The sequence below is a fragment of the Bacillus cereus group sp. BfR-BA-01523 genome, from assembly GCF_022662615.1.
Taxonomy (GTDB): domain Bacteria; phylum Bacillota; class Bacilli; order Bacillales; family Bacillaceae_G; genus Bacillus_A; species Bacillus_A mycoides.
In genome coordinates, this window is sequence record NZ_JAKUDX010000002.1 from 57,505 (window position 1) to 80,513 (window position 23,009).

The window sequence follows — 23,009 nt, forward strand, 5'->3', positions numbered from 1 at the left end:
TTTTTATTGGTCTTGTTTTATTGGTTGAGAAAGTTCATTTGTTTTTCTATTTTTACGGAACAAGTATATAACAATACTTATAAGAATAATTGTTGCTACAATCCAAACAAATGGACCATATCTTTCAGCAAAAGTATATAGTTTCATGTTGCTGGAAATGTCCTCTTTTGTTTTTCCTATTAGAATTTCAGAGCCACTATACCCTTCAAGTGTATCTCCTTTTTTTATACCAAAAATAAGAGTGTCTGATTTGTTTTCTATTCCTGTGTATCGGTATCCTTTACCTTTAATTGTTAATTGAGTATCATCTTTTTTTAGTGTGTAGTCTTCGGCGGAAATATCTTTTCCTGACAGTGTAATTGGTTCCATTGAGAAGCGGATTTCTTTTAATGCAGGAAGAGCCTCATTGTTTAGTAAGAGCTGCTTTGCAATATGCTGCTCGGTATCAATGTTTTTCCAATTTGCCTTTCGTCGTTTATATGTATTAATTTCAAGAAGTGCAAATTCTTTATTTTGAAGTTTTTCCTCTGTAATAGGTTGCGCAGTAGTTAATGTTCCTTTTAATAAAATCACACCGTCTTTTGCAGATTGAAATGAAGAGACTTCCTTCGTTTCTTTTAATGTATTGATAGCACCTCTATAATCTTCTTTTCCTAAAAGAACGGCTCCCGTATGTACGGTTAAAATAAGATATAGGATGCTTAATACTATAATAGCTTTTTTCACTATTTTCCCTCCAAAATATGTATAAGTTAATTATAACATAATTTTCCATATATAATTTATTAATTTTAATAATAGGTTATGAGAATGAGGGTGATAAGTAAATTAAGAGAAGTGTGGATGAGAGAGAAATACAGTTTTAAGAAAGGTGAACTGTACTTCTCTTTTAGATGAAAAGTATTTTATTCCGTAAAATCCCGATTGGTGTAGGCTAATAATCAGTGGGGGATGAACAAAATCAACCACTGATTAAAGTTTCACTTTATTGAATTCTTTTTCTCTGTATTACATTTAAAAAACCCTCAATATTTGAGCTTGAAATTTGTCCCACCGTTATATATTCGTCTTCATAGTAAAATATTAGTTTTTTATCAAAGAATGTTCTTTTCGTCTCTATGGATAGAATTTTTTTATATTCAAATTCCACAATCAATGCATTTTTACAACATTTGAATGATTGTCCATAAAAAATAACCCTCCTATTAGTGGCAAGTAACACTCCGGAACGAGGGACATTATGTGTAATAATATAGCCAGTAAGTGAACATCTTAAAATGGATAAAATATTTTCTTCATGATGTAATAGTTGTTTTGCATCCTTTAAAATTTGATTCATTGCATATAATCCTTTTTTTATTTAAGATACAATCTATATGGATATTATTATAGCAAGAAAGACCATACACCAAATATGCAACATTGCATATTTGGTGTATGGTCTTTTGAATATTACTCAGAATTGTTCTTACTTTCCAAAGAGTATCTTCTCCTTAATTTTACCATATCTCATGTTTAGGCTAAATGAAAGAACAGGAATTGCAACAATTTGAATAGAAGTATATTACATGGGAGTTGATATGATGAAAGGAAATCTTACTTATTATTTTATCTTAAATCCGCTAATCATCTTTCTTGTTTACGCCCTTTCACCTATCTTGTTTCATAAAGAAAAATATATAAATATGAAAGATGCACTAGGAATACTTTTAGTTTACTATGTGCTAATTAGCGGGTATTACTTTGTGGATGTTGTAAGTAAAAGAATGAGGAAAAATAGTAAGGACAAACAATAAAGTTTTATTACATAAAAACTGATGGAGGACAACAAAATGACCGAAAGCGAAATGAAATTTAGGGATACGACCATTCGTAACTTTTTTGATAAAGAGAATCGTTTAAAATCGATTCCAGGTCAAAAGAAGAAAAAATTAGTATTGTTAGAGTATTTAGTGAGCAAGTTAAACGCTGAAAATCAATATACAGAAAAAGAAATTAATACATTCATAAAACAATATCATGATGATTTTTGTACGATTAGACGAGAATTCATAGTGCATGGATTTATGGATCGTGAGGATAATATGTACCATATAAACGGGAGAGAAGTGTGGACGAAGTGGGAGGAGTTATAAGTGTAATAAGGAAGGGGAATTTTCTTGCAAGCTAGTAGTCTTATACAGGAAGAGATTTCGGGAAAACCATCGATTATTGGGATATTCACTTCACCAACACTACAATTCAAAAGGATGAAGAATCAAAGAAATATATTTTTCCCGTTAGCTCTTTTAATTGTGCTTATTATAATTTCAAGTGCCTTAATGTCTTGGAATACTTTAAACAATCCTGTACTCAGTATGTTTCATGATAAAACGGGATTTACTGTTCCAAAATACATAACTTTCTTTACCACATTTGGAATTTCAGCAGTCAGCGGAATCATAGCTATACTTTTTGCACCTATATTCTATAAGAATATTATGATTTTCTTTGGAGTTGATATTAACTATAAAGAAACATTCCCGATAATCATTTATGCTTCGTTTGTATTAAGATTAGGGATGATTTTAAACGGATTAATTGCATTTTCTCTAAGTGGGTATGAGATATCTTATACAGGTTTAGGTGCAATAGCGACAGATAATATGATCTTGCATACAATCGCTCAAAGAATAGATATATTTAATATTTGGTATTACGTTTTATTAGGAATAGGTTTAAAAACGATAACGAATTTAAATAAAGACAAACTTATCCCTCTTATTATTGTACTTTTCGTTTTCACTAGTTTATTAGCGAGCATGGCTGGGTTTATGCAGGAAATAGCTAAACCGTAAGGATAGGTGGGAAGTATAATTATAAGCTTGTATGAAAAAGGTGGTTTGGATATGGACAAACCACCTTTTATCATTCTTTACACTAAAACTTTTATCTCCAATCTTTCTTTCTGACGAAGATGATGTGCAAAATGCATAGAAATAAGCTGGAACCACTCTGTCGCATTTAAGTAACCAAGCCCAGGATGCTCTACTTTACAATCATTTGGAATAGAAGTAAGTGTTGGTTTAATGTCTTTAACAATTGTAATTAACTCCAGAAAATGTTCTTGTAATTCTTCTTTAGTAGTTCGATTTTCGGGTGTATATCCCGGATAATCTGGCACTTTTATTTGTATGTCAGGAAAAGCCCCCATTATATATACTTTTTCACCCATATCCGTTTTTTTGTTAGCTACAGATGGTGTTTCAGTTTTACATTTCTCGAGTGCATCTAATTGCATATATGCAGCAGCTAGCAGATGGTTATACATTTGACCGAGCGACCATTCTTCTTCAGAAGGTTTTTTTCTAAATTGTTCAATCGTATATTTGTCTAATTCCTTCACATAATACGTTGCTAAACTTTCGAATTTCTCTAACATAACAGTACTGTTCATATTGTTATCCCCTTTTTAAGAAAATGTATTTGTTAATACCTACAATAAAGGAGGGATGCTGACAACATTATGTCAGTAGTAAAATGAAAAATTAAAGTTTTAACATTTTTTTTACTTCATCATATATTTTCTCAGAAAGAATTTTTGGCTCTAGTACTTGCACTTGGCTTCCCCAGCTTAATACCCATTGAAATACTTCGTCTATGCTTCTTGATTTCAAAAAGACGTGAAAATCATTATCTTTATGCTCGTATGAATCTATAAAAAAGTATCGTGATTCAATAATTTTATGTGCAATGTGGGCTGGGAATAATAAATGGATCGTAACAGTACGATTGTTTTCAGGTTGATAGTCTTGTAAAGAAAAGTCCTTCGGTTTTGTAAAAAATTCTTGTTCTTGCTGTAATGTATCCATACGGTCTAAGCGAAAATTACGTATTTGTTTTCGCAGTAAGCAATGAGCAACGATGTACCAAATTCCAGAAATGTTGACTAAACCGTAAGGATGAACGGTACGTTTTGTTTTTGTAGTTTCTCTCGGTTTACGATACGAAAAAGAGATAGATTGCTCTCTTTGAATAGCTTCTTGTAACAAGAAAAGTTGGCTCTCTAGCTTTTCTTGCTCGGCTTGCTGGTTTGAAAATATAGGGGAAAGGAAACGGAAAGTTCCTCGCAATTCCTCAATTTTCTTTTGTTGATCAGTAGGGAGGACTATCTCAAGTTTCTCTTTTGCTGATTGCGCATGTACAGAAAAAGAAGAGGTGAAAGCTTTCTCAATATAATCACCGCCCAATAAAAGAGTAACGGCCTCTTCTGGCGTAAGCTGAATGGGTGGTAAGAAATAACCATCCATTAATGAATAGCCGTGACCAGGCATTGAAAAAATGGGAACACCGGATTCGCTGAGTGCGTCCATATCTCGATAAATAGTGCGTATACTTGTCTCGAATTTTTCAGCTAAGCTTTGTGCTGTGACAGTTTGTTTTCTTTGTAATTCAATTAATATAGCTAATAAACGATCCGTCCGATTCATGAAATATCATCCTTTATTTGATAAATATTCTTATTGTGAAATTCTAAAAGTAGTGTGTAATTCCCTGCTATTAACAGACTTTTCCCTATGTATAATATTAATATAGTAAAATCATAAGAACCTATATTGCAGTTTCCAATAATATACTATATAATCAGGATAAGAAAACGTTTTCATGCAAAGGGGGGAATTTCGTGTCGACTATCGAGGACGTGGCGAAATTAGCGGGGTTATCAAGGACAACGGTTTCTAGGGTGATCAATAATCATCCATATGTTTCAGATGAGAAGAAGAAAAGGGTTCAATTAGCAATGAAGCATTTAGGCTTCGTTCCTAATTCTGCGGCGAGAAGGCTTCGTAAACAAAAAACAGAAACAATTGCGGTGCTTGTTCCAAGGATTACAAATCCTTTTTTTAGTAGATTTATTGAAGCAATCGAGATTGCTGCTTCTGAACATAAATATAAACTGATTATTTGTCAAACAAGATATTTACCGGAAAAAGAGATGGAGTATTTACAATTATTATCTACGAAACAAGTAGATGGGATTATTCTATGTTCACTAGAAAATCCATGGGAGAATGTGGAGCCATACTTGCAACACGGTCCAATCGTGTTATGTAATGAATATATTGAGGAAGCAAATGTTCCAACAGTGAAGTTCGATCATGCACAGGGTGCATACATAGCTGCCAATCATGTATTAGAACAAGGATATCGTAATCTGATTTTTTGCCGTGGCAACGAAACGAAAGTAGTGAGCCAACAGCGGAAAATGGGCTTTTTACGCGCTATTACTGAAAAGAGTAGAGAAGTGGAAGCGATCGATTTTCTTGAAAACGCTTTCTCTTGGGATGATGGAAAACGAATATTCAATGAAGTATTAAAGGACAAAAAAAATCCTACCGCGATTTTGGCAGGAGGCGACGAGGTTGCAGCTGGAATTATCTCAGAGGCGAAACGCCATGGTTGGAGTATTCCAGAAGATCTCGCTGTGATCGGTTTTGATAATCAAATTTTGGCGCAGATTACAGAGCCAGGTATTACGACAATTGAACAACCAATCGACGAGATGGCCCGAAAAGTTGTCGACTTAATGATGGATAAAATCCATACGAAAAATTATCGACAAAAAGAATTGTATGAGTTTGAACTGGAGCTCTTGGTGAAAGGTTCAACGATGAAGGATACGATGTTATTAGCCTAGTAGACTATGTCTGCTAGGTTTTTTTATGTTTACAAACTACTATTCTTCGTGAACGCAATCGTCACATTTGTTATGGTATGCTTCGTGCTGCTCATCAATTTCCTTCCCGCAATGAGCACAAGTTTTCGTCGGTAAATTTCGGAAAAACTCCATTGGTTGATCGATCATGTCAATCCCTCCATTTCCATTTCTTACTATCATTGTATTAGTACAAAAAACAAAAGTCAACAACTGTTTTATAACAAAAGTGAAAATTAATGAAAAAGTTTAGGAAATGGATTATAGTTAACAATGTAGGATGTAAGTAAAAAACTTTCTCAAGTACGGAAAAAAACGGCATTCCTACGCGGTTTTAGAAAGGATGGATACATATGAAGATGACTGTTGTCGGCTTTTGGGGCGGCTTTCCAGAAGCGGGAGAAGCAACGTCGGGGTATTTGTTTGAACACGATGGTTTTCGTTTACTTGTAGACTGTGGCAGTGGTGTACTAGCACAGCTTCAAAAATATATAACACCATCTCATATAGATGCAGTTGTACTGTCGCACTATCATCACGATCATGTTGCAGACATTGGGGTATTGCAATATGCGAGATTAATTACGAGTGCGACAAAGGGACAACTACCGGAATTACCAATATACGGTCATACGTTTGACGAGAATGGATTCCGTTCTTTAACGCATGAACCGCATACGAAAGGAATCGCCTACAATCCAGAAGAAACACTTCAAATTGGACCGTTTTCGATTTCATTCTTAAAAACTGTTCATCCTGTTACATGTTTTGCGATGCGCATTACAGCTGGTAGTGACGCTGTAGTATATAGCGCAGATTCCAGTTATATTCCTGAATTTATTCCATTCACAAAAGATGCTGATCTTTTCATTTGTGAGTGTAATATGTATGCACATCAAGAGGCTGCAAAAGCAGGGCATATGAATAGTACAGAAGTGGCAAGTATTGCGAAAGATGCGAATGTAAAAGAACTTTTATTAACGCACTTACCGCATACAGGAAACCCATCTGATTTAGTAACAGAAGCAAAACAAATTTTCAGTGGCCATATTACGCTAGCGCATAGTGGCTACGTATGGAATTCATGAGGTGATACGATGTTATTTATTGATAATAAAGGGATTACAGATCCTAGAATAAACTTAGCGATTGAAGAATATTGTGTGAAGAATTTAGATATTAACGAAACATATTTACTGTTCTACATTAACAAACCTTCCATTATCATTGGTAAAAACCAAAACACAGTAGAAGAAATTAATGCAGATTACGTAAAAGAACAAGGTATTCATGTTGTTCGTCGTCTATCAGGCGGAGGCGCAGTATATCATGATTTAGGAAACTTAAACTTCAGCTTTATTACGAAAGATGATGGAGATAGTTTCAGCAACTTCAAAAAGTTCACAGAGCCTGTAACGAAAGCGCTTGGTAAATTAGGCGTAAATGCAGAACTAAGTGGTCGTAACGATATTTTAGCTGAAGGTAGAAAAATTTCAGGTAACGCGCAGTTCTCAACGAAAGGTCGTATGTTTAGTCATGGCACGTTACTATTTGACTCTGAAATCGATCACGTTGTATCAGCACTAAAAGTGAAAATGGATAAAATTCAATCAAAAGGAATTAAATCAATCCGTAGCCGCGTTGCGAATATTACAGAGTTCTTAAACGAAAAAATGACGACAGAAGAGTTTAGACAACTTCTTCTAGAAACAATTTTCGAAGGAGAAACAGAAATTCCAACGTACGAATTAACAGAAAATGATTGGAAAGAAATCCATAAACTTTCTGAAGAGCGCTACCAAAATTGGGATTGGAACTACGGAAAATCTCCGAAGTTCAACTTACAACATTCACACCGCTTCTCAGTTGGACAAGTTGACGTTCGTCTTGAAGTGAAAAAAGGAACAGTAACAGAATGTAAAATTTACGGTGACTTCTTCGGATCACTAGATGTTCATGACATTGAAGAGCGTCTAACAGGCGTACAATTTGATAAAGATGCATTCATTGTAGCTTTAGAAGGCGTAGATATCGCACGCTACTTCGGTAATATTACAACAGAAGATTTCTTGCATTTATTCTTCTAAAAATGAGGGAGGCTGTCATAAAAGACAGCCTCTTTCTTTTTATATAGATTGTCACTTTTTGTCGGTAAGTCGATATATTTCAAGAATCGCTGATATAAATTGGTTTACGATCGATATATATCAAAAATCGCTGATATATTTCGAGTTATGGTCGATATATTCGAAAAATCGCCGATATAATTTCACTTATCGCAAAACGTATATTTACAGGTCATCAGCTCCTTATAAAGGAATATATATACTAAAAGGAGGATGATCGAAATGAAAAGGATAATACACTTTATATTATTGATCAGCTTCGTTATTGGAATGACAGCTTGTAACGATGAAACTTCTTCAAACCGTACGACTTTGTCTATTGGAAAGCCAGCGAAGGATAATGTCATATATTATACGCATACAAATAACAAACAAAAAATAAATGATATACAAACTATGTTTCAAAATAAGAAATGGAAAAGAAATGAAACGTTTAGTAGCGTTGGTAAAACGCCAGATGTTGTCTTGTCGATAGATGAAGACAATAAAGGATTACCGACACTATATGTTACAATCTACTTGCATGAAAATGGAGCGGACGCTCTCAATTTGTATGGAGAGTATACGGCTTTAAATAAAGAGGAAGGTGAAAAACTTAGGGGAAAGATGAGTGCATATTATCCTACAATGATTTTAGCCACAGTTTAACTATATGTTTGTACCTGTTTCTTTCACATATAATTCTCGTATCTTACTAAAGTATTCTGGAAGAAAGTGGTTTATGTATATTCGATTAATGGAATATCACTTGCTACTTTAATTTTCTTTTAATATAATTAATTTAGAATTTTTAAATATTCTAAATTTTATAAAGGTGGGGTTTGTGTGAATCTCGTTCAATCTTTGGCTGAAACGGCAAAAAAGAAGGGGGATAAACCGGCGTACATATTTATGGATCAGTCGGTCTCTTATGACCAATTAAACAAAGTGGTCACTAGGTTTTCTAGTAATTTAGCAAAAATGGGCATTGGAAAAGGGGACAATGTCGCATTAGCTGTAGGCAATTCACCACATTTTTTAGTAGGTTTATACGGAACGATGAAAGCCGGAGCAACTGTCATTCCGATTAATCCAATTTATACAGCAGACGAAATACATTACATATTACAAAATGGAGATGTAAAAACAATCATTGTAATCGACGTCCTTCTACCTGTTATACAATCTCTTACAACAAGACTTCCTTCACTTGAAAACATCATCATATGCGAAACCTCATCAGATTTTACTCATACAGAAACGGAAAAAATGAAAACGTTTACTAGTTTTATAGGAACTGGAGATATAACTTACGAAGGTCCTGAACTAGATGAAGAAGATGTAGCTGTTATTTTATACACTTCAGGTACAACTGGAAAGCCAAAAGGCGCTATGTTAACACATGAAAATTTATATAGTAACGCAAGCGATGTTGCGTCATATTTACAATATACTGCGGATGATCGCGTCGTTGCGGCATTGCCGATGTTCCATGTGTTCTGTTTAACAGTTGCAGTAAATGCGCCGATTGTGAACGGGGCAACGATTTTAATGGTACCGAGGTTTAGTCCGAAAGAAGTATTCCGTATTTGTCGTACGTATGAACCAACGATTTTTGCAGGTGTGCCGACGATGTACAATTACTTATATTTATTTGAAGAAGCAAGCGCAGAAGATGTAAAGACGCTTCGTCTCTGTATTTCAGGTGGTGCGTCAATGCCTGTTGCCCTTCTGCAAAACTTTGAAAAACGTTTTGATGTGATTGTTTCAGAAGGATACGGCTTATCAGAAGCATCACCAGTTACTTGTTTTAATCCGTTAGATCGTCCTCGTAAACCAGGTTCGATTGGTACAAATATTTGGCATGTAGAAAATAAAATTGTGAATGAACTTGGGGAAGAAGTACCTGTCGGTGCAGTTGGGGAGCTAATTGTTCGCGGACCTAACGTTATGAAGGGTTACTATAATGCGCCAGAAGATACAGCTGCGACACTTAAAGACGGCTGGCTATATACAGGTGACTTAGCGAAAATGGATGAAGAAGGTTACTTCTATATCGTCGATCGCAAAAAAGATATCGTCCTAGTTGGTGGTTATAACGTATACCCTCGTGAAGTAGAAGAAGTATTATATACTCACGAATCTGTGGCTGAAGTTGTCGTAATTGGTGTACCGGATGAAAACTTAGGAGAAGCAGTGCGAGCTTACGTCGTTCTGAAGCAAACGAACGTAACAGAAGAGGAGCTTACGCATTACTGCACGCTGCATTTAGCGAAATACAAAGTGCCAAAGAGCATTGAGTTTTTAACAGAATTGCCGAAGAATACAACTGGTAAGTTGTTACGAAGAGCTTTGAGAGAGAAGGCATTGCAAGTATAAAAATAAAGATATCCATCACTATGACTACATGTATAGAGATGGATATCTTTTTGTCCCAAAAAAGCTGGATTAGTTTGGATGGACAAAATTCTTACTCATTAAAGTTTCACGTTATTTTTTAGAATTGGTTAAGCTATAAGCCCATATATTTAAACCGTAATATGACTAATAAGGAGGAGATATACGTGGAGCAGAAGGAATTACGCTTACGGAAAGTGCAATATCTTATTTGTGACATTATGGATGAAATGAATATGGAGAGGGAAAAGAAGAACTTAGAAACATTGCAAAAGGTAATTGATCACCTTTCAGGGGCGATAGGTGATTTAGTTGATCCATCAAGCTCGTATTCTATTGATTATTTGGAAAGAAAAGTTCACACGGCGCATTATTTGCTTTTTAAAAATGAGCGGAAGGCGTACTTATGTAGGAAATAGTATTATTAATTTTATTTGACATTGATAATGATTAAGAAAAAATATGTTAATGCGTTCGTTATAGCAGCAACTTTAGCAGTTCCATTCAGTGGTATTATGGCACCGATTGCGAAAGCAGAAGCGGCAGTAGAAATGAAAGCAAATAGTAAACTTGCAGATGGTACATATGACGTTATTTTAAAAACGTATAAAGATCAAACGAATGAAACATCTGTTGCTTCTACATATTTAAAAAATGTAAAAGTAACAATTCAAGGTGACAAAAAAATTGTTACGTTAACAGTACAAGATAGTAGCTATTTCCAGTATCTTAAAGTAGAAGATACTAATAAATTAGGGACATTCCATGATGTGAAAGTGATCTCTGAAGATAAAACAAATAATGGTACGAAAGTTGTTCAATTTGAAATCGATGAGTTCTCGAAAAAATATAATATGCAAATGCACATATTAATTCCAGCAATTAAATATGACCATAAATATCAAGTGCAGTTTGAAATCGATGCGAGTGCAATTGAAAAGAAATCTAAGTTCTCAGATGTACCGACTTGGGCACAAGAGTCAGTTCAATATTTAGTAGACAAAGAGGCAGTACACGGTAAGCCAGATGGTACATTTGCACCAGCTGAAAATATCGATCGTGGTTCAGCAGCAAAAATATTAGCTACTGTTTTAGGATTAGAAATTAATAAAGATGCGAAGCCATCATTCCGCGATGCTCAAAATCATTGGGCTACACCTTACATCGCAGCAGTTGAAAAAGCTGGCATTGTAAAAGGTGATGATAAGGGTAACTTTAATCCGAGCGGGCTAATTAACCGTGCATCAATGGCTTCTATGCTTGTGAATGCATATAAATTAGAAAGAAATGAAAATATTAAACTACCAAAAGAATTTGCTGATTTAAAAGATCATTGGGGTACGAAGTATGCGAACATTTTAATCCAAGAAAATATTTCAGTTGGAACAGATAATGGATGGGCTCCAGATAAAGCGGTAAGCCGCGCAGAAGCAGCTCAATTTATTGCGAAGACAGATAAGTTAAAGAAATAAATCGAAACTAAAATCAGTGGGATTCTATTCCCGCTGATTTTTAGCTTGTATGAAGTTTCTTATATAATAATTCCGAATTCCAAGTTGACACATGTGAATTACGGAATTAAAATGGAAAGAAATCAAACAGAATACAATAGAAGCTCATCAGAGAAACTGAAGGCGCACAACGTTCACTTTTGTGAATAGATTGTGTGCCTTTTTCTATTGTACAAACTAAGGGGGCTTTATATATGAAACAGTGGAGTAAGACAGCATTAATGAAAAGTACAGGTGTTTTATTATCAGCATTTGTCCTTTTGTCAGGGTGTGGTTCGGCAACATCCACTAACAATTCTGAAGGAAGTGCAGATAAGAAGACAGTCGAACTTTTAAATGTTTCATATGATCCAACGCGTGAGTTATATCAAGATTTCAATAAAGACTTTGCGAAGTATTGGAAAGAGAAGCATGGTCAAACAGTAAATGTAAAGCAATCACACGGGGGATCTGGAAGTCAGGCACGCTCCGTTATTGACGGCTTAGAAGCAGACGTTGTAACACTAGCGCTCGCTTATGATATTGACGCGATTAGTAAGAAGAAACAACTAGCAGAAGATTGGCAGAAGCGACTTGCGGATAATTCTACTCCGTATACATCAACGATTGTATTTCTTGTGAGAAAAGGAAACCCGAAAGGAATTAAAGATTGGGATGATTTAACGAAAAAAGGTGTGTCTGTCATTACACCAAACCCGAAAACATCTGGGGGAGCACGGTGGAACTATTTAGGGGCGTGGGGATATGCACTGAAGAAATATAAGAATAGTGAAGATAAAGCGAAAGAGTTTGTCGGTCAAATTTATAAAAACGTGGAAGTACTAGATTCAGGGGCACGTGGGGCAACAACAACTTTCGTTGAAAAAGGAATTGGTGATGTGTTAATCGCTTGGGAAAATGAAGCGTTATTATCACAAAAAGAACTTGGAAAAGATAAATTCGAAATTGTAACACCTTCGATTAGTATACTTGCCGAGCCGCCAGTAGCAGTTGTAGACAAAGTCGTTGATAAAAAGGGAACGAAAAAAGTAGCAGAAGGATATCTTGAATATTTGTATTCAGAAAAAGGGCAAGAAATTGCGGCGAAAAACTTTTATCGCCCTCGTAATGAAAAAGTAGCAGAAAAGTACGCATCACAATTTCCGAAAGTTCAATTATTTACAGTTGATGAACTATTTGGAGGATGGAAAAAAGCACAAGAAAAGCATTTTAATGATGGCGGCGTATTCGATCAAATGTATAAAAAATAAGGGGGGATGAGGTGACGTTATATGAGGAAGAAGCGTGTCTTACCAGGGTTTGGATTATCTCTTGGATTTACAATGCTATATATGAGTTTATTCGTACTTATACCACTTTCTATCGTATTTATTCAAACTTCGCAGCTAGGCTGGAAGAAGTTTGCTGGGGTTATAACGAGTGAGCGCGTGCTGCATTCGTATCAAGTAAGTTTCACAACTTCACTTGCAGCGGCAATCGTAAATGCCATTTTTGGTTTATTAATTGCTTGGGTACTCGTTCGCTACACATTTCCAGGGAAGCGGTTATTAGACGGACTAATCGATTTACCATTCGCTCTTCCGACTGCTGTAGCTGGTATTACACTTACGACGCTTTATGCGGAAAATGGTTGGATCGGAAAAATATTTAATCTGTTTCATATAAAAGTAGCTTTTACCCAGCTCGGCATTATTGTGGCGCTTACGTTTATTGGTTTGCCCTTTGTCGTTCGGATGGTGCAACCAGTGCTGCAAAGTATTGATAAAGAAGTAGAAGAAGCAGCTTCTAGTTTAGGGGCATCACGCTTCCAAATATTTTTGAAAATTATTTTGCCAGAAATATTCCCTGCTCTACTTGCTGGTTTTTCACTCGCCTTTGCGCGGGCGTTAGGGGAATATGGATCTGTCGTGTTCATTGCAGGTAATATGCCAATGAAAACAGAAATTGCACCGCTTATGATTATGACGAAACTCGAACAATATGATTATGCAGGAGCAACAGCTGTAGCGGCTGTGATGCTTATTATTTCTCTCCTTTTCCTACTACTTATTAATATGATTCAAACTTGGAGCAGAAGGCATGAACTGAAAAGCGAATAGGAGGGGAGAAAATGGAACCAACATTATTAGAAAAGAAAATAGTAAAAAGCGTATCAGTTAAAAAAGAATCTAAGTTTGTACCCATTCTATTCATTACGATAACAGTTTTATTTTTATCTCTCTTTCTATTACTGCCGCTCGTGACAATTTTTATGAAAGCATTCGAACGAGGAATTGATGTATATATTGCCGCAGTAACAGATCAAGAAGCATTTTGGGCAATTAGGTTAACACTTCTCGTTGCATTAATTGTTGTGCCGCTGAATACGATATTCGGAATAGCAGCAGCTTGGCTTATTACGAAGTTTCAGTTTAAAGGAAAGCAACTATTATTATCTCTTATTGAACTGCCGTTTGCTGTATCACCAGTCATTGCAGGATTAGTATTCGTTTTACTTTTCACACCTCGTGCGAATCTTGGCGGATGGTTAATGGAACACGGGATAAAGCTCATCTTCTCTGTCCCTGGCATTATCATTGCGACGATATTTGTTACGTTTCCGTTTGTTGCGCGTGAATTAATCCCAGTTATGCAGGCGCAAGGAAAGAGTGAAGAAGAAGCGGCTCTATCACTTGGCGCAAGCGGCTGGAAAATGTTTTGGCGCGTCACATTGCCAAATATAAAATGGGGCCTTTTATACGGCATGATTTTATGTAATGCCCGGGCCATTGGTGAATTCGGAGCGGTTTCCGTTGTGTCTGGTCACGTGCGCGGCGTTACAAATACGATGCCGCTTCATATTGAAATTTTGTACAATGAATATCAATTTTCAGCAGCGTTCGCTGTGGCGACTTTAATGTCACTCATCGCAGTTTTTACGCTCGTTATAAAAAACTGGATTGAATGGAGAATGGAAAAACGACAATAAGGAGTGAGTGCGGTGAGTATTCAAATTCAAAATGTATCAAAACAATATGGTACATTTCAAGCGCTGACAGACATTCATTTGGATATTCCAAAAGGAGAACTGGTCGCTTTATTAGGCCCATCAGGTTCTGGGAAGACGACATTATTACGAATTATTGCAGGACTAGAAGAAGCGGATGGAGGCTCCATTTCATTTGATGGAGAAGATTTAACTGATATTCACGTGAAAAACAGGCAAGTCGGTTTCGTCTTCCAGCACTATGCACTTTTTAAACATATGAATGTATTTGAAAATGTCGCTTTCGGTTTAAAAGTAAGAAGGAAAAGTGTAAGACCGTCAGCTGAAGTAATAAAAGAAAAAGTAACAGAACTATTGAAACTAGTAAAAATGGATGGTTTCGCAAAACGATACCCAGCGCAATTATCTGGCGGACAACGACAGCGTATCGCGCTAGCCCGGGCGCTTGCGGTCGAACCGAAAATTTTATTGTTAGATGAACCGTTCGGTGCACTTGATGCAAAAGTACGGAAAGAATTGCGAAGATGGCTCCGGAAACTACATGACGAATTTCAAATTACGAGCGTATTCGTAACGCATGACCAAGAAGAAGCGTTAGACGTTGCGGACCGCATCGTTGTAATGAATGAAGGACGTATTGAACAAATGGGAACACCGGAAGAAGTATATGAAAAACCGGCAAGCCCGTTCGTATACGACTTTTTAGGAAACGTGAATTTATTTCACGGCCGCGTTCATAAAGGTAAACTAAATGTAGGATCGGTGGAACTAGAAGCACCAGAGCATAAGCACGTTTCAAACGTAGACGGAGTGGGATACGTAAGACCACATCACTTATCAATCGATCGTACGAAACAAAGTATAGATGCCATCCCTGCGAAAGTAACATACTCACATGCAGTTGGCCCTGTCGTATATGTAGAATTGAAGCGCGACGGAACAGATGAGTATCTAGAAGCAGAAATTAGTAAAGAACAGTTTAGACAGCTAGGCATTCAAACGGGTGAGTTTGTATACGTACATCCGAGAGAAGTGAAGGTGTTTATTCCGGAGGATTTTGTTATTTAAGAGAGTTAAAATCAGCAATCTATTAATAAGAGGAAGCCTCCTAAAATATATTTTGGGAGGCTTCCTCTTTGTTTGTAGTGATAACCTTTTCTCATATGAAATATAGTTGGAAAAGCTGTAGATATAACAAGGAGAGGGGGCGTGTTCAAACAGTTATTAAGGAATATATTCTGATTATCTTCTATAAATAAAGGTATTACAGTTAAGGGAAGCACATTTACACCAGGAATATGAAGCTCAGTGTATTAGCTTTATTGAATACTAGAACAAAATCGAAAGTGAAAATAAAAGGTTAGTTGAATGATGTTCATATCATGTCGCTAGCGAACAATAATAGATAAGATTATTGTTAATCTTCAAATATATAACAAAAAAAGTTATCTGTAATTAAATTTATAAAATTGTTGTTAAATTGTCGGATTTTATGCATAAAATCTTCAAAACTTTAAAACTATATTTACTTTACTCTTTCGTTTATTTAGATTGGGATATGTAACATTATTATGTTAAAAATATTTCAGCGAGGTGAGTTTATGAAAGAAAAGAAACAAAAGAATTGGTATAGGTACTTAATCCAACTTATGGTAGTTGCATTAATTATTACCTCTATACCACTGAATGGATTGGCGGAAACAGCACCACCGTTTACACCATCTCCGAATTCAGAACAAAGTCCAGAAGTAGAAAAGAAAGAGGAAAAGGAGTTACCAGCTCCACATCCAGATCAGTTAAAGAAGGATAAGGCTAAAGCACAGGCAAATCCGACTGAGATTGTAGAAGAAAGAACGGAAACAGAGAAAGTTTTCGATAATAATGATGGTACTTATACGAAAAAGGTATATACGGAACCGATTCATATTGAGAAAGATGGAAAGTTAGAAGAGGTTTCACCGAAATTAGTAGAAGCACAAAATGAAAAAATTGTAACGGAAAATACAAAATTAGAACCAGAATTTGAGAAAACAACACAAGATGGAAAGTACGTTCAATTTAAAATAAAAAATCATAATATTCAGTACAAATTAATAAGTGCAAATGGTGAAAAAGGTGAAGTGAAGCCATCACCAGTTACTGCAACACATGAAAATAATACAGTCTGGTATAAAGGGATTTTCCCAAATATTGATTTAAAGAGTACGACGTTTAATGAAAATGTAAAAGAAGATTTTGTATTACGTGAATATACAGGACATCATATTTTTACGTTTGCATTAGAAACAGATTTAACACCGAATATACAGGAAGATGGTTCAATCGACTTCCAAAATGAGAAAAAAGAAAAAGTCTTCACATTACCGAAACCGTATATGAACGATTCAAATGTAGATCAACAATCAGGTGAGGCTGTAACGTCAGATGCGGTTCGTTACAATATTGAGAAGACAGATGGAAAAACATATATATTAACTGTTACCGCAGATCCAAAGTGGTTACAAGCACCAGAACGAAAATACCCGGTATATGTAGACCCTTCAATTGAACTGGATAATTTTGAAAATGCTTATGCTTCAAGCGCGTATCCAACTGTCAATTATTCAGGAGGAAAGCTTTGGGACGCTGGTCAAAATGCTTATACATTAAAAGTAGGTTATTATGACGGGGCCTCTGGGACAAACTTTTCATTCATTAAACCAGACGTTTCAAATTTAAAAGGTGCAAAGATTGAAAGTGCAACATTCCATGCCTATGCAGTTTGGCATTATTATGGAAATCAACCAAATGGTGTTTGGTTAGATGAAGTTACAGGTGGATGGAATGTCGGAGGTATTAACTGGAATAATAAACCAGGTTCTAACAACATTGCACACGCTGATGTAGGCCGCGGAAAATGGGCTCAGTTCAATGTAACGAATACAGTGAAAGCATGGGTAGAAGGTGCGAGACCAAACAACGGTTTTAAGCTACATGCAAATGGAAATGGTCAGAATCATTGGAAAAAGTTTATTGCAGCTGAAAGCGGAGAAAATGCACCGTACTTAGAAGTTAAGTATTCGTATGCAAAACCGAATACACCGAGAGTACAAGCTTACTCGAATGGGAGTGGAAGTAGTTCAGGTCACTTTAATGTACAATGGGATCCAGTTCCAGGAGCAACAGAGTATAAAGTAGCTATTTTTAATGGATATGACTATGAATATATTTCAGTTGGTAATGTGACAAGTTGGACAACGAAGGATAAAAAAATATTCCCAACGCCAGAAGAAATTGCACAAGGGCGTTACTGGATACATGATGACGGACAAGGTGCAGAAGCACCTACTGACCCAGGACAAATATATAAAAATGCTTATCAAGCAGGAGGTCCATACGGGGATTATAGCGGAAGAAGTAGCTACTGGATTCGTATTGTGGCAGAGTATCCATTTGGTGATAGTCCGCTTTCTGATGGAGTAGTTCCATTTATTCCACTAGAACAAGTGAAAAAGCCAGATGGCTCAGCATATATTAATGCGACAGATCAGCAAACTGGTTATGTAACGCTGAAGTGGGACTCAGTTCCAGCAGCAACAGGTTATAAAGTTTGGATTTATAACGGAAAAGATTACGAAGCGTTCGATGTGGGAAATAAAACAAATTGGGCAACGCAAAATGAGAAGATTTGGCCAACAAAAGATGAAATAACGAAAGGCCAATATTTACTTCATCACGATAAAAAAGGTGCAGAATTAGCAGTTGATCCATCACCTGTGTATAAGAATTCTGGTGGAATCTATGCAGGTTCGAAAAACTACTGGTTCCGTGTAACAGCGTATAGTAAAGCTGGGCATGCTGAAAGTGAAATTTCGCATGAGTTTGTTCCTAAATTCTCCCAAGATTTTGGATTTATAGGGATGTTTGATTACTGGGCATCAGTTCCGGTGTTAAATGGTAAAGTAAATGCTACAAATGGTAACTTTATCATGAGTGAGAAAGATATTACATTATCAGGGCGCGGGCCGGATGTATCAGTAGAAAGAACTTATAATAGCCAAAGTAAAAAGATAGGTTTATTTGGTACGGGTTGGTCTAGTGGATTAGAAGAAAGAATTTGGGCCGATGGAAATGGAAACTTACTTTTAATTTCTGCTGACGGTGCGAATATTACCTTTACTAGAACAGGAGATAATACGTATCAAGCTCCTACTGGTATATATTTAGAAATTAAGCAAGTATCAGGTGGGTATGAAATAAAAGATAAAGACCAAACTGTTACTTTCTATAAATCTGGCGATGCACAGGGGCGTATTGAGTATACAAAAGATAAATACGGAAACACGACGACATATGAGTATGATGGTGAATCCCGTTTATCAAAAGTAAAGAACGCTTCTGGTAAAGAGTTATTAGTACAATATGATGGAAATAATAAAAAAGCCGCAAGAGTAATCGGTCCAGATAACAAGACGATTACATTTAAGTATGATGGTGATTTACTAGTTTCTTCTACAACACCAGAAGGAAAAGTATATAAATACGGATATGATAATGGATTACTAACATCTATTTATGATCCGCAACATACAGATGCAAAACCATATAAAACATCGTATGCGTACGAAAATAATAGATTAGTAAAAGTGACGGATCCATTAGGAAAAGCTACAACATTAGCATATAATACGGATGCGAAAGAAGTTACGTTAACGAATCCAAAAGGGCGTAAGACTGTTTATACGTATAACGATGCTGGAAATCCAGTGAAAACAGTCGAAGATTCTGGGCGTCTGAATTTAACAACGGCGTATGAATATAATGCAAATAATTTAGTGAAAACTACGACTCCTAAAAATCAAACAGAAACTGCGACCTATGACGGTAATGGGAATGTTACGTCTGTTACCGATGAAATGGGGACAGAAAAGTTTGAGTACAATAAAGACAATGGGATTATAAAGGCGACAGATAACGAAAATCGTGAAACAACAGTTGCTTATAAAGCGGCAAATACAGAAGTGTCTGAAACTGACCAAGCAGCAAATACATCATCTTTCATGCAGTATGATCAGTTTGGAAATCCAATTGCAACAACTAGAGAGCTGGGAACAGGAGAAAACCTGATTCAAAATCCAAGCTTTGAAATGAATAACACTGAGAGATGGAATGAAGAGAAGACTAATAGTCATGGATCATTGAAAAAAGATGAAATATTCGCGCCAGGTGGATTGGGTGGATCTTCATCTTTACAAATGATAGTAAAGGCGCAAAACGCTGGTTGGGGATACCATAGTGCGATTCAAGATGTGGTAGTAGAACCAAATACAACATACACATTAAGTGGGATGATGAAAACATCATTAACTCACGCTGGTGCATTTTTTAATGTTCAGTTATTAAAAGAAGATGGAAGTCCTCTTGGAAGTGAAAATAACTGGTTTGATACACGTCATAATAGGATAGAGGGCGAGAAAGATTGGACGAATCGCCAAGTAACCTTTAAGACAACAGATCAAACAAAAAAAGTTAGAATATATCTACAAGTTGATTATAATCGAGCGGATTCAAGTGGTTCAGCATGGTTTGATAAGATTCAATTGGAAAGAGGAGAAGTGTCTTCCAGCTTTAATCCAATTGAAAATAGTAGTTTAGAAAATATAGCGGGAAATGGCTGTATGCCAGGTTGGATTCGAGGAGATGGAACAAGTTGTGATGCAAAAGATATTTCTCATAACGAAAGCTTTACAGGAAATTCGTCTATTGTATTAGAACGTAGCCAATACGGAGGTTCAGATGTAGGATATGGCAAGCATATCACTATAAATCAGAAAAAGGCAGAACCAATCACGCTAACAGGAATGTCTAAATCTGAAAATGTAGAAAATACTGCACCAGATAAACTCTCTCGAGATTACTCTATTTGGGCGGATGTGCATTATCAAGATGGAAGTGGGGAAAATTTCCAAGCTAAATTCCCAAGTGGGACAAATGATTGGAATCGTAGTGCAGTTGTAATCCCTGCCACTAAACCAATTAAACGTATGGAAGTTTATCTTCTATTTAGAAGAGAAAACAAAGGGAAAGTTTGGTTTGATGATATACGTTTACTAGAAGGAAATGCTCTTATTAAAAATGAGTACGACAACGATGGAAGTGTTGTTGCCACGTATGATGAAGAAGGACAGAAAAACACCTTCACATATGATGCATCAGGAAATAAAAAGAGCGAGACAGATGAAAAAGGAAATACAAAATTATATGATTACAATAAAGATAATCTATTAACAAAGGTTACCTTGAAAAATGGTACTTCTGTAAATTATCTTTATGATCATAATGGAAACACAACAGAGAAATCTGTCATGTTTGGTGGGAAAACGCAAACACACAAATATGAATATGATGTAGATAATAAAAATACAGTGTATATCGATGCGTTAAATCGTCGTATTGAAAATACGTACGATGAAAATGCAAACAAGATTAAAACAAAAATGCCAAACGGCTCGATTTTAGAATCTGTATATGATACAGCAGATCGCGTCGTTGGTGAAAAGCGTAACGGAAAAGATTCATTTACATTCGAACGTGATCAAAATGGACAAGTTACGAAAGTAAAAGACCATATCAATGGTGTAGAACGCACGAAAACATACGATAAGGCAGACCGTGTCACAAGTGCAACGGATAGCCGAGGCGGAAAAGTTGACTGGACATATCATGACAAAGCAAACAGTAAGACAGAAAAACTAAAAGAACAAACAGTTACGCAAGGCGGATACACAAATAAAGTAGCATATGACTACAACACGTTAGACCAAAACATACGTGTGACAGACGGTTCTCAAACGTATCGCTTTGACTACGATGATCAAGGAAATGTTCGTACGTATACAGCTGGAAATGGTTCAGGTTCTACCTTTAACTATGACCATGCGAATAAAATAAAAGATTTAGTAGTAGGTTCATCAAATAGTATTCTTCTATCTGAACGATATGAATATGACCAAGCGGGCAACCGTACAAAGATTAAACATGAAGGTGCAGGCGGGAAAGTAACAGAAACAAACTTTGTATATGACCCGATTAACCAATTATTAAACGAGGCATTACCAAACGGAACAAGTAAATCATACACATATGATGGATTTGGAAACCGTACAAGTGTGAAAGTTGTAGAGAACGGAAAAGAAACAAAGTCTATAGCGGCAACGTTTAATGAAGGAAATCAGCTTGTAAAATTCGGAAACGAATCGTTAACGTATGATGCAAATGGCAATCGTACATCAGATGGGAAGTACAAGTATACATGGAATGAAGATGACCAAATTATTGCGATCACGAAACAAGGTGAGAGCAATGCATTCGCAACCTATAAGTATGATGAGGATAATCGCCGTATTGAAAAGAATGTAAATGGTCAAGTAACACGTTACTTCTATGATGGAGATAGCATTAATCCGTTGTACGAGACAGATGGAAGTGGAAATGTACTTCGTCAATATGTATACTCTACAAGTGGCGTACGCCTAGCAATGAAATCAAAAGGACAAACGTTATACTACCACTACAACCCACGTGGTGATGTCGTTGCGATGACAAACCAGGATAAAGAAGTTGTAGCAACGTATGAATATGATTCGTGGGGTAACGTATTAAAGAGTGATACGAAAGGTATCGCAGCAGACAATCCGTTCGGATATGCGGGATACATGTATGATAAAGAAATTGGTATGTATTACTTGATTGCTCGTTATTATAATCCAGAGCATGGTGTGTTCTTATCGGTGGATCCTGATCCGGGTGATGAAGATGATCCTGTAACACAAAACGGATATACCTATGCAGGGAATAACCCTGTTATGTCAGTAGATCCAGATGGTCATGCATTTTGGCTCGTGGTTAATGCTGGTTTTGCAGCTTATGATGGGTACGGAGCGTATAAATCTGGAAAAGGTGCAAAAGGAATTGCTAAAGCGGCTGCGAAAGGTGCAATTGGTGGTGGTAAACTTAAAGTTGCGAGTAAAGCGGCGAAAACAGCTGTTATTTATCTAAGGACAAATAAAGCAACAGGAAAACAATATGTTGGTAGAGCGAAGAATATGCAAAGGTATGAAAAGCGCCAAAAAGAACATGCAAAGAAAAATAATGCCAAATATGATTTTCAGATTTTACTTAGAACGAAGCCAGGGCGACAAGCAAGAAGATATGAACAAAAAATGATTAATAAATTCGGCGGCCCGCAAAAATATGGTGGGAAACTGGAAAATGCACGTCATGAAATCGCTAAGAAAAAATGGAAACAATACTATGTTTAATTAGTGAAGGAGTGA

Annotated in this window: 20 protein-coding genes; 15 read left to right on the forward strand and 5 right to left on the reverse strand. The window is 36.2% G+C overall.

Annotated elements, in window-relative coordinates; genetic code table 11:
* Positions 1-3: 3 nt before the first annotated feature.
* Positions 4-726 (reverse strand): hypothetical protein, encoded by a 723-nt coding sequence (locus tag MR066_RS04670; protein ID WP_242246130.1) that lies wholly within the window; start codon positions 724-726, stop codon positions 4-6.
* Between the two features lie 259 nt (positions 727-985).
* The gene (locus MR066_RS04675; RefSeq protein WP_002087123.1) at positions 986-1,339 is read right to left on the reverse strand and encodes a PH domain-containing protein; all 354 of its coding nucleotides are present in this window, start codon (positions 1,337-1,339) and stop codon (positions 986-988) included.
* A gap of 241 nt (positions 1,340-1,580) precedes the next feature.
* On the opposite strand from MR066_RS04675, the gene MR066_RS04680 reads away from it, so the two are divergent.
* Genes MR066_RS04680 through yknW form a run of 3 tightly spaced genes read left to right on the forward strand, consistent with a single transcriptional unit; the run spans position 1,581 to position 2,837 of the window.
* Entirely contained in the window at positions 1,581-1,796 is a 216-nt protein-coding gene (locus MR066_RS04680; protein ID WP_242246717.1) for a hypothetical protein, read from the forward strand.
* A 36-nt stretch (positions 1,797-1,832) separates the two neighbouring features.
* Positions 1,833-2,135, forward strand: coding sequence for a DUF2087 domain-containing protein (locus MR066_RS04685; RefSeq protein WP_242246131.1), 303 nt, complete (start codon positions 1,833-1,835; stop codon positions 2,133-2,135).
* A 24-nt stretch (positions 2,136-2,159) separates the two neighbouring features.
* A complete protein-coding gene (gene yknW, locus MR066_RS04690; protein WP_242246132.1) occupies positions 2,160-2,837 on the forward strand; it encodes a YknW family membrane protein in 678 nt (225 codons plus the stop codon).
* A gap of 77 nt (positions 2,838-2,914) precedes the next feature.
* Here the strand turns inward: yknW and MR066_RS04695 are convergent, their stop codons facing one another.
* Both MR066_RS04695 and MR066_RS04700 read right to left on the reverse strand, forming a co-directional pair.
* Positions 2,915-3,436, reverse strand: a complete 522-nt coding sequence (locus MR066_RS04695; RefSeq protein WP_242246133.1) for a DinB family protein — start codon at positions 3,434-3,436, stop codon at positions 2,915-2,917.
* 91 nt (positions 3,437-3,527) lie between these two features.
* Positions 3,528-4,469, reverse strand: a complete 942-nt coding sequence (locus MR066_RS04700) for a helix-turn-helix transcriptional regulator (RefSeq protein WP_242246134.1) — start codon at positions 4,467-4,469, stop codon at positions 3,528-3,530.
* A gap of 194 nt (positions 4,470-4,663) precedes the next feature.
* Here MR066_RS04700 and MR066_RS04705 point away from each other — a divergent pair, with 194 nt between their 5' ends.
* Entirely contained in the window at positions 4,664-5,677 is a 1,014-nt protein-coding gene (locus MR066_RS04705) for a LacI family DNA-binding transcriptional regulator (protein WP_002087115.1), read from the forward strand.
* A gap of 39 nt (positions 5,678-5,716) precedes the next feature.
* Here MR066_RS04705 and yhfH read toward each other — a convergent pair whose 3' ends face one another.
* Positions 5,717-5,845, reverse strand: coding sequence for a protein YhfH (yhfH, locus tag MR066_RS04710; protein ID WP_000567010.1), 129 nt, complete (start codon positions 5,843-5,845; stop codon positions 5,717-5,719).
* 203 nt (positions 5,846-6,048) lie between these two features.
* Between yhfH and MR066_RS04715 the strand changes: the two genes are divergently transcribed.
* The 11 genes from MR066_RS04715 to MR066_RS04765 all read left to right on the forward strand — a co-directional run bounded on the left by MR066_RS04715 (position 6,049) and on the right by MR066_RS04765 (position 22,994).
* Complete coding sequence (locus MR066_RS04715; RefSeq protein WP_002125830.1) at positions 6,049-6,783, forward strand: MBL fold metallo-hydrolase; 735 nt, start codon at positions 6,049-6,051, stop codon at positions 6,781-6,783.
* Positions 6,784-6,792: 9 nt separating this feature from the next.
* Complete coding sequence (locus MR066_RS04720) at positions 6,793-7,782, forward strand: lipoate--protein ligase (protein WP_242246135.1); 990 nt, start codon at positions 6,793-6,795, stop codon at positions 7,780-7,782.
* A 261-nt stretch (positions 7,783-8,043) separates the two neighbouring features.
* Complete coding sequence (locus tag MR066_RS04725) at positions 8,044-8,469, forward strand: hypothetical protein (RefSeq protein ID WP_002087112.1); 426 nt, start codon at positions 8,044-8,046, stop codon at positions 8,467-8,469.
* A 177-nt stretch (positions 8,470-8,646) separates the two neighbouring features.
* Positions 8,647-10,179, forward strand: a complete 1,533-nt coding sequence (locus MR066_RS04730; RefSeq protein ID WP_242246136.1) for a fatty acid--CoA ligase family protein — start codon at positions 8,647-8,649, stop codon at positions 10,177-10,179.
* Positions 10,180-10,364: 185 nt separating this feature from the next.
* The gene (locus MR066_RS04735) at positions 10,365-10,616 is read left to right on the forward strand and encodes a hypothetical protein (protein ID WP_002030353.1); all 252 of its coding nucleotides are present in this window, start codon (positions 10,365-10,367) and stop codon (positions 10,614-10,616) included.
* A 27-nt stretch (positions 10,617-10,643) separates the two neighbouring features.
* Positions 10,644-11,669 (forward strand): S-layer homology domain-containing protein, encoded by a 1,026-nt coding sequence (locus MR066_RS04740; protein WP_242246137.1) that lies wholly within the window; start codon positions 10,644-10,646, stop codon positions 11,667-11,669.
* A gap of 233 nt (positions 11,670-11,902) precedes the next feature.
* Positions 11,903-12,958 (forward strand): sulfate ABC transporter substrate-binding protein, encoded by a 1,056-nt coding sequence (locus MR066_RS04745; protein ID WP_242246138.1) that lies wholly within the window; start codon positions 11,903-11,905, stop codon positions 12,956-12,958.
* Positions 12,959-12,979: 21 nt separating this feature from the next.
* Positions 12,980-13,807: a sulfate ABC transporter permease subunit CysT gene (gene cysT / locus MR066_RS04750; protein ID WP_242246139.1), complete on the forward strand. Its 828-nt coding sequence runs from the start codon at positions 12,980-12,982 to the stop codon at positions 13,805-13,807.
* An 11-nt stretch (positions 13,808-13,818) separates the two neighbouring features.
* A complete protein-coding gene (cysW, locus tag MR066_RS04755; protein ID WP_242246140.1) occupies positions 13,819-14,676 on the forward strand; it encodes a sulfate ABC transporter permease subunit CysW in 858 nt (285 codons plus the stop codon).
* Positions 14,677-14,688: 12 nt separating this feature from the next.
* Positions 14,689-15,762: a sulfate/molybdate ABC transporter ATP-binding protein gene (locus MR066_RS04760; RefSeq protein ID WP_002188697.1), complete on the forward strand. Its 1,074-nt coding sequence runs from the start codon at positions 14,689-14,691 to the stop codon at positions 15,760-15,762.
* Positions 15,763-16,295: 533 nt separating this feature from the next.
* A complete protein-coding gene (locus MR066_RS04765; RefSeq protein ID WP_242246141.1) occupies positions 16,296-22,994 on the forward strand; it encodes a DNRLRE domain-containing protein in 6,699 nt (2,232 codons plus the stop codon).
* Positions 22,995-23,009 lie beyond the last annotated feature (15 nt).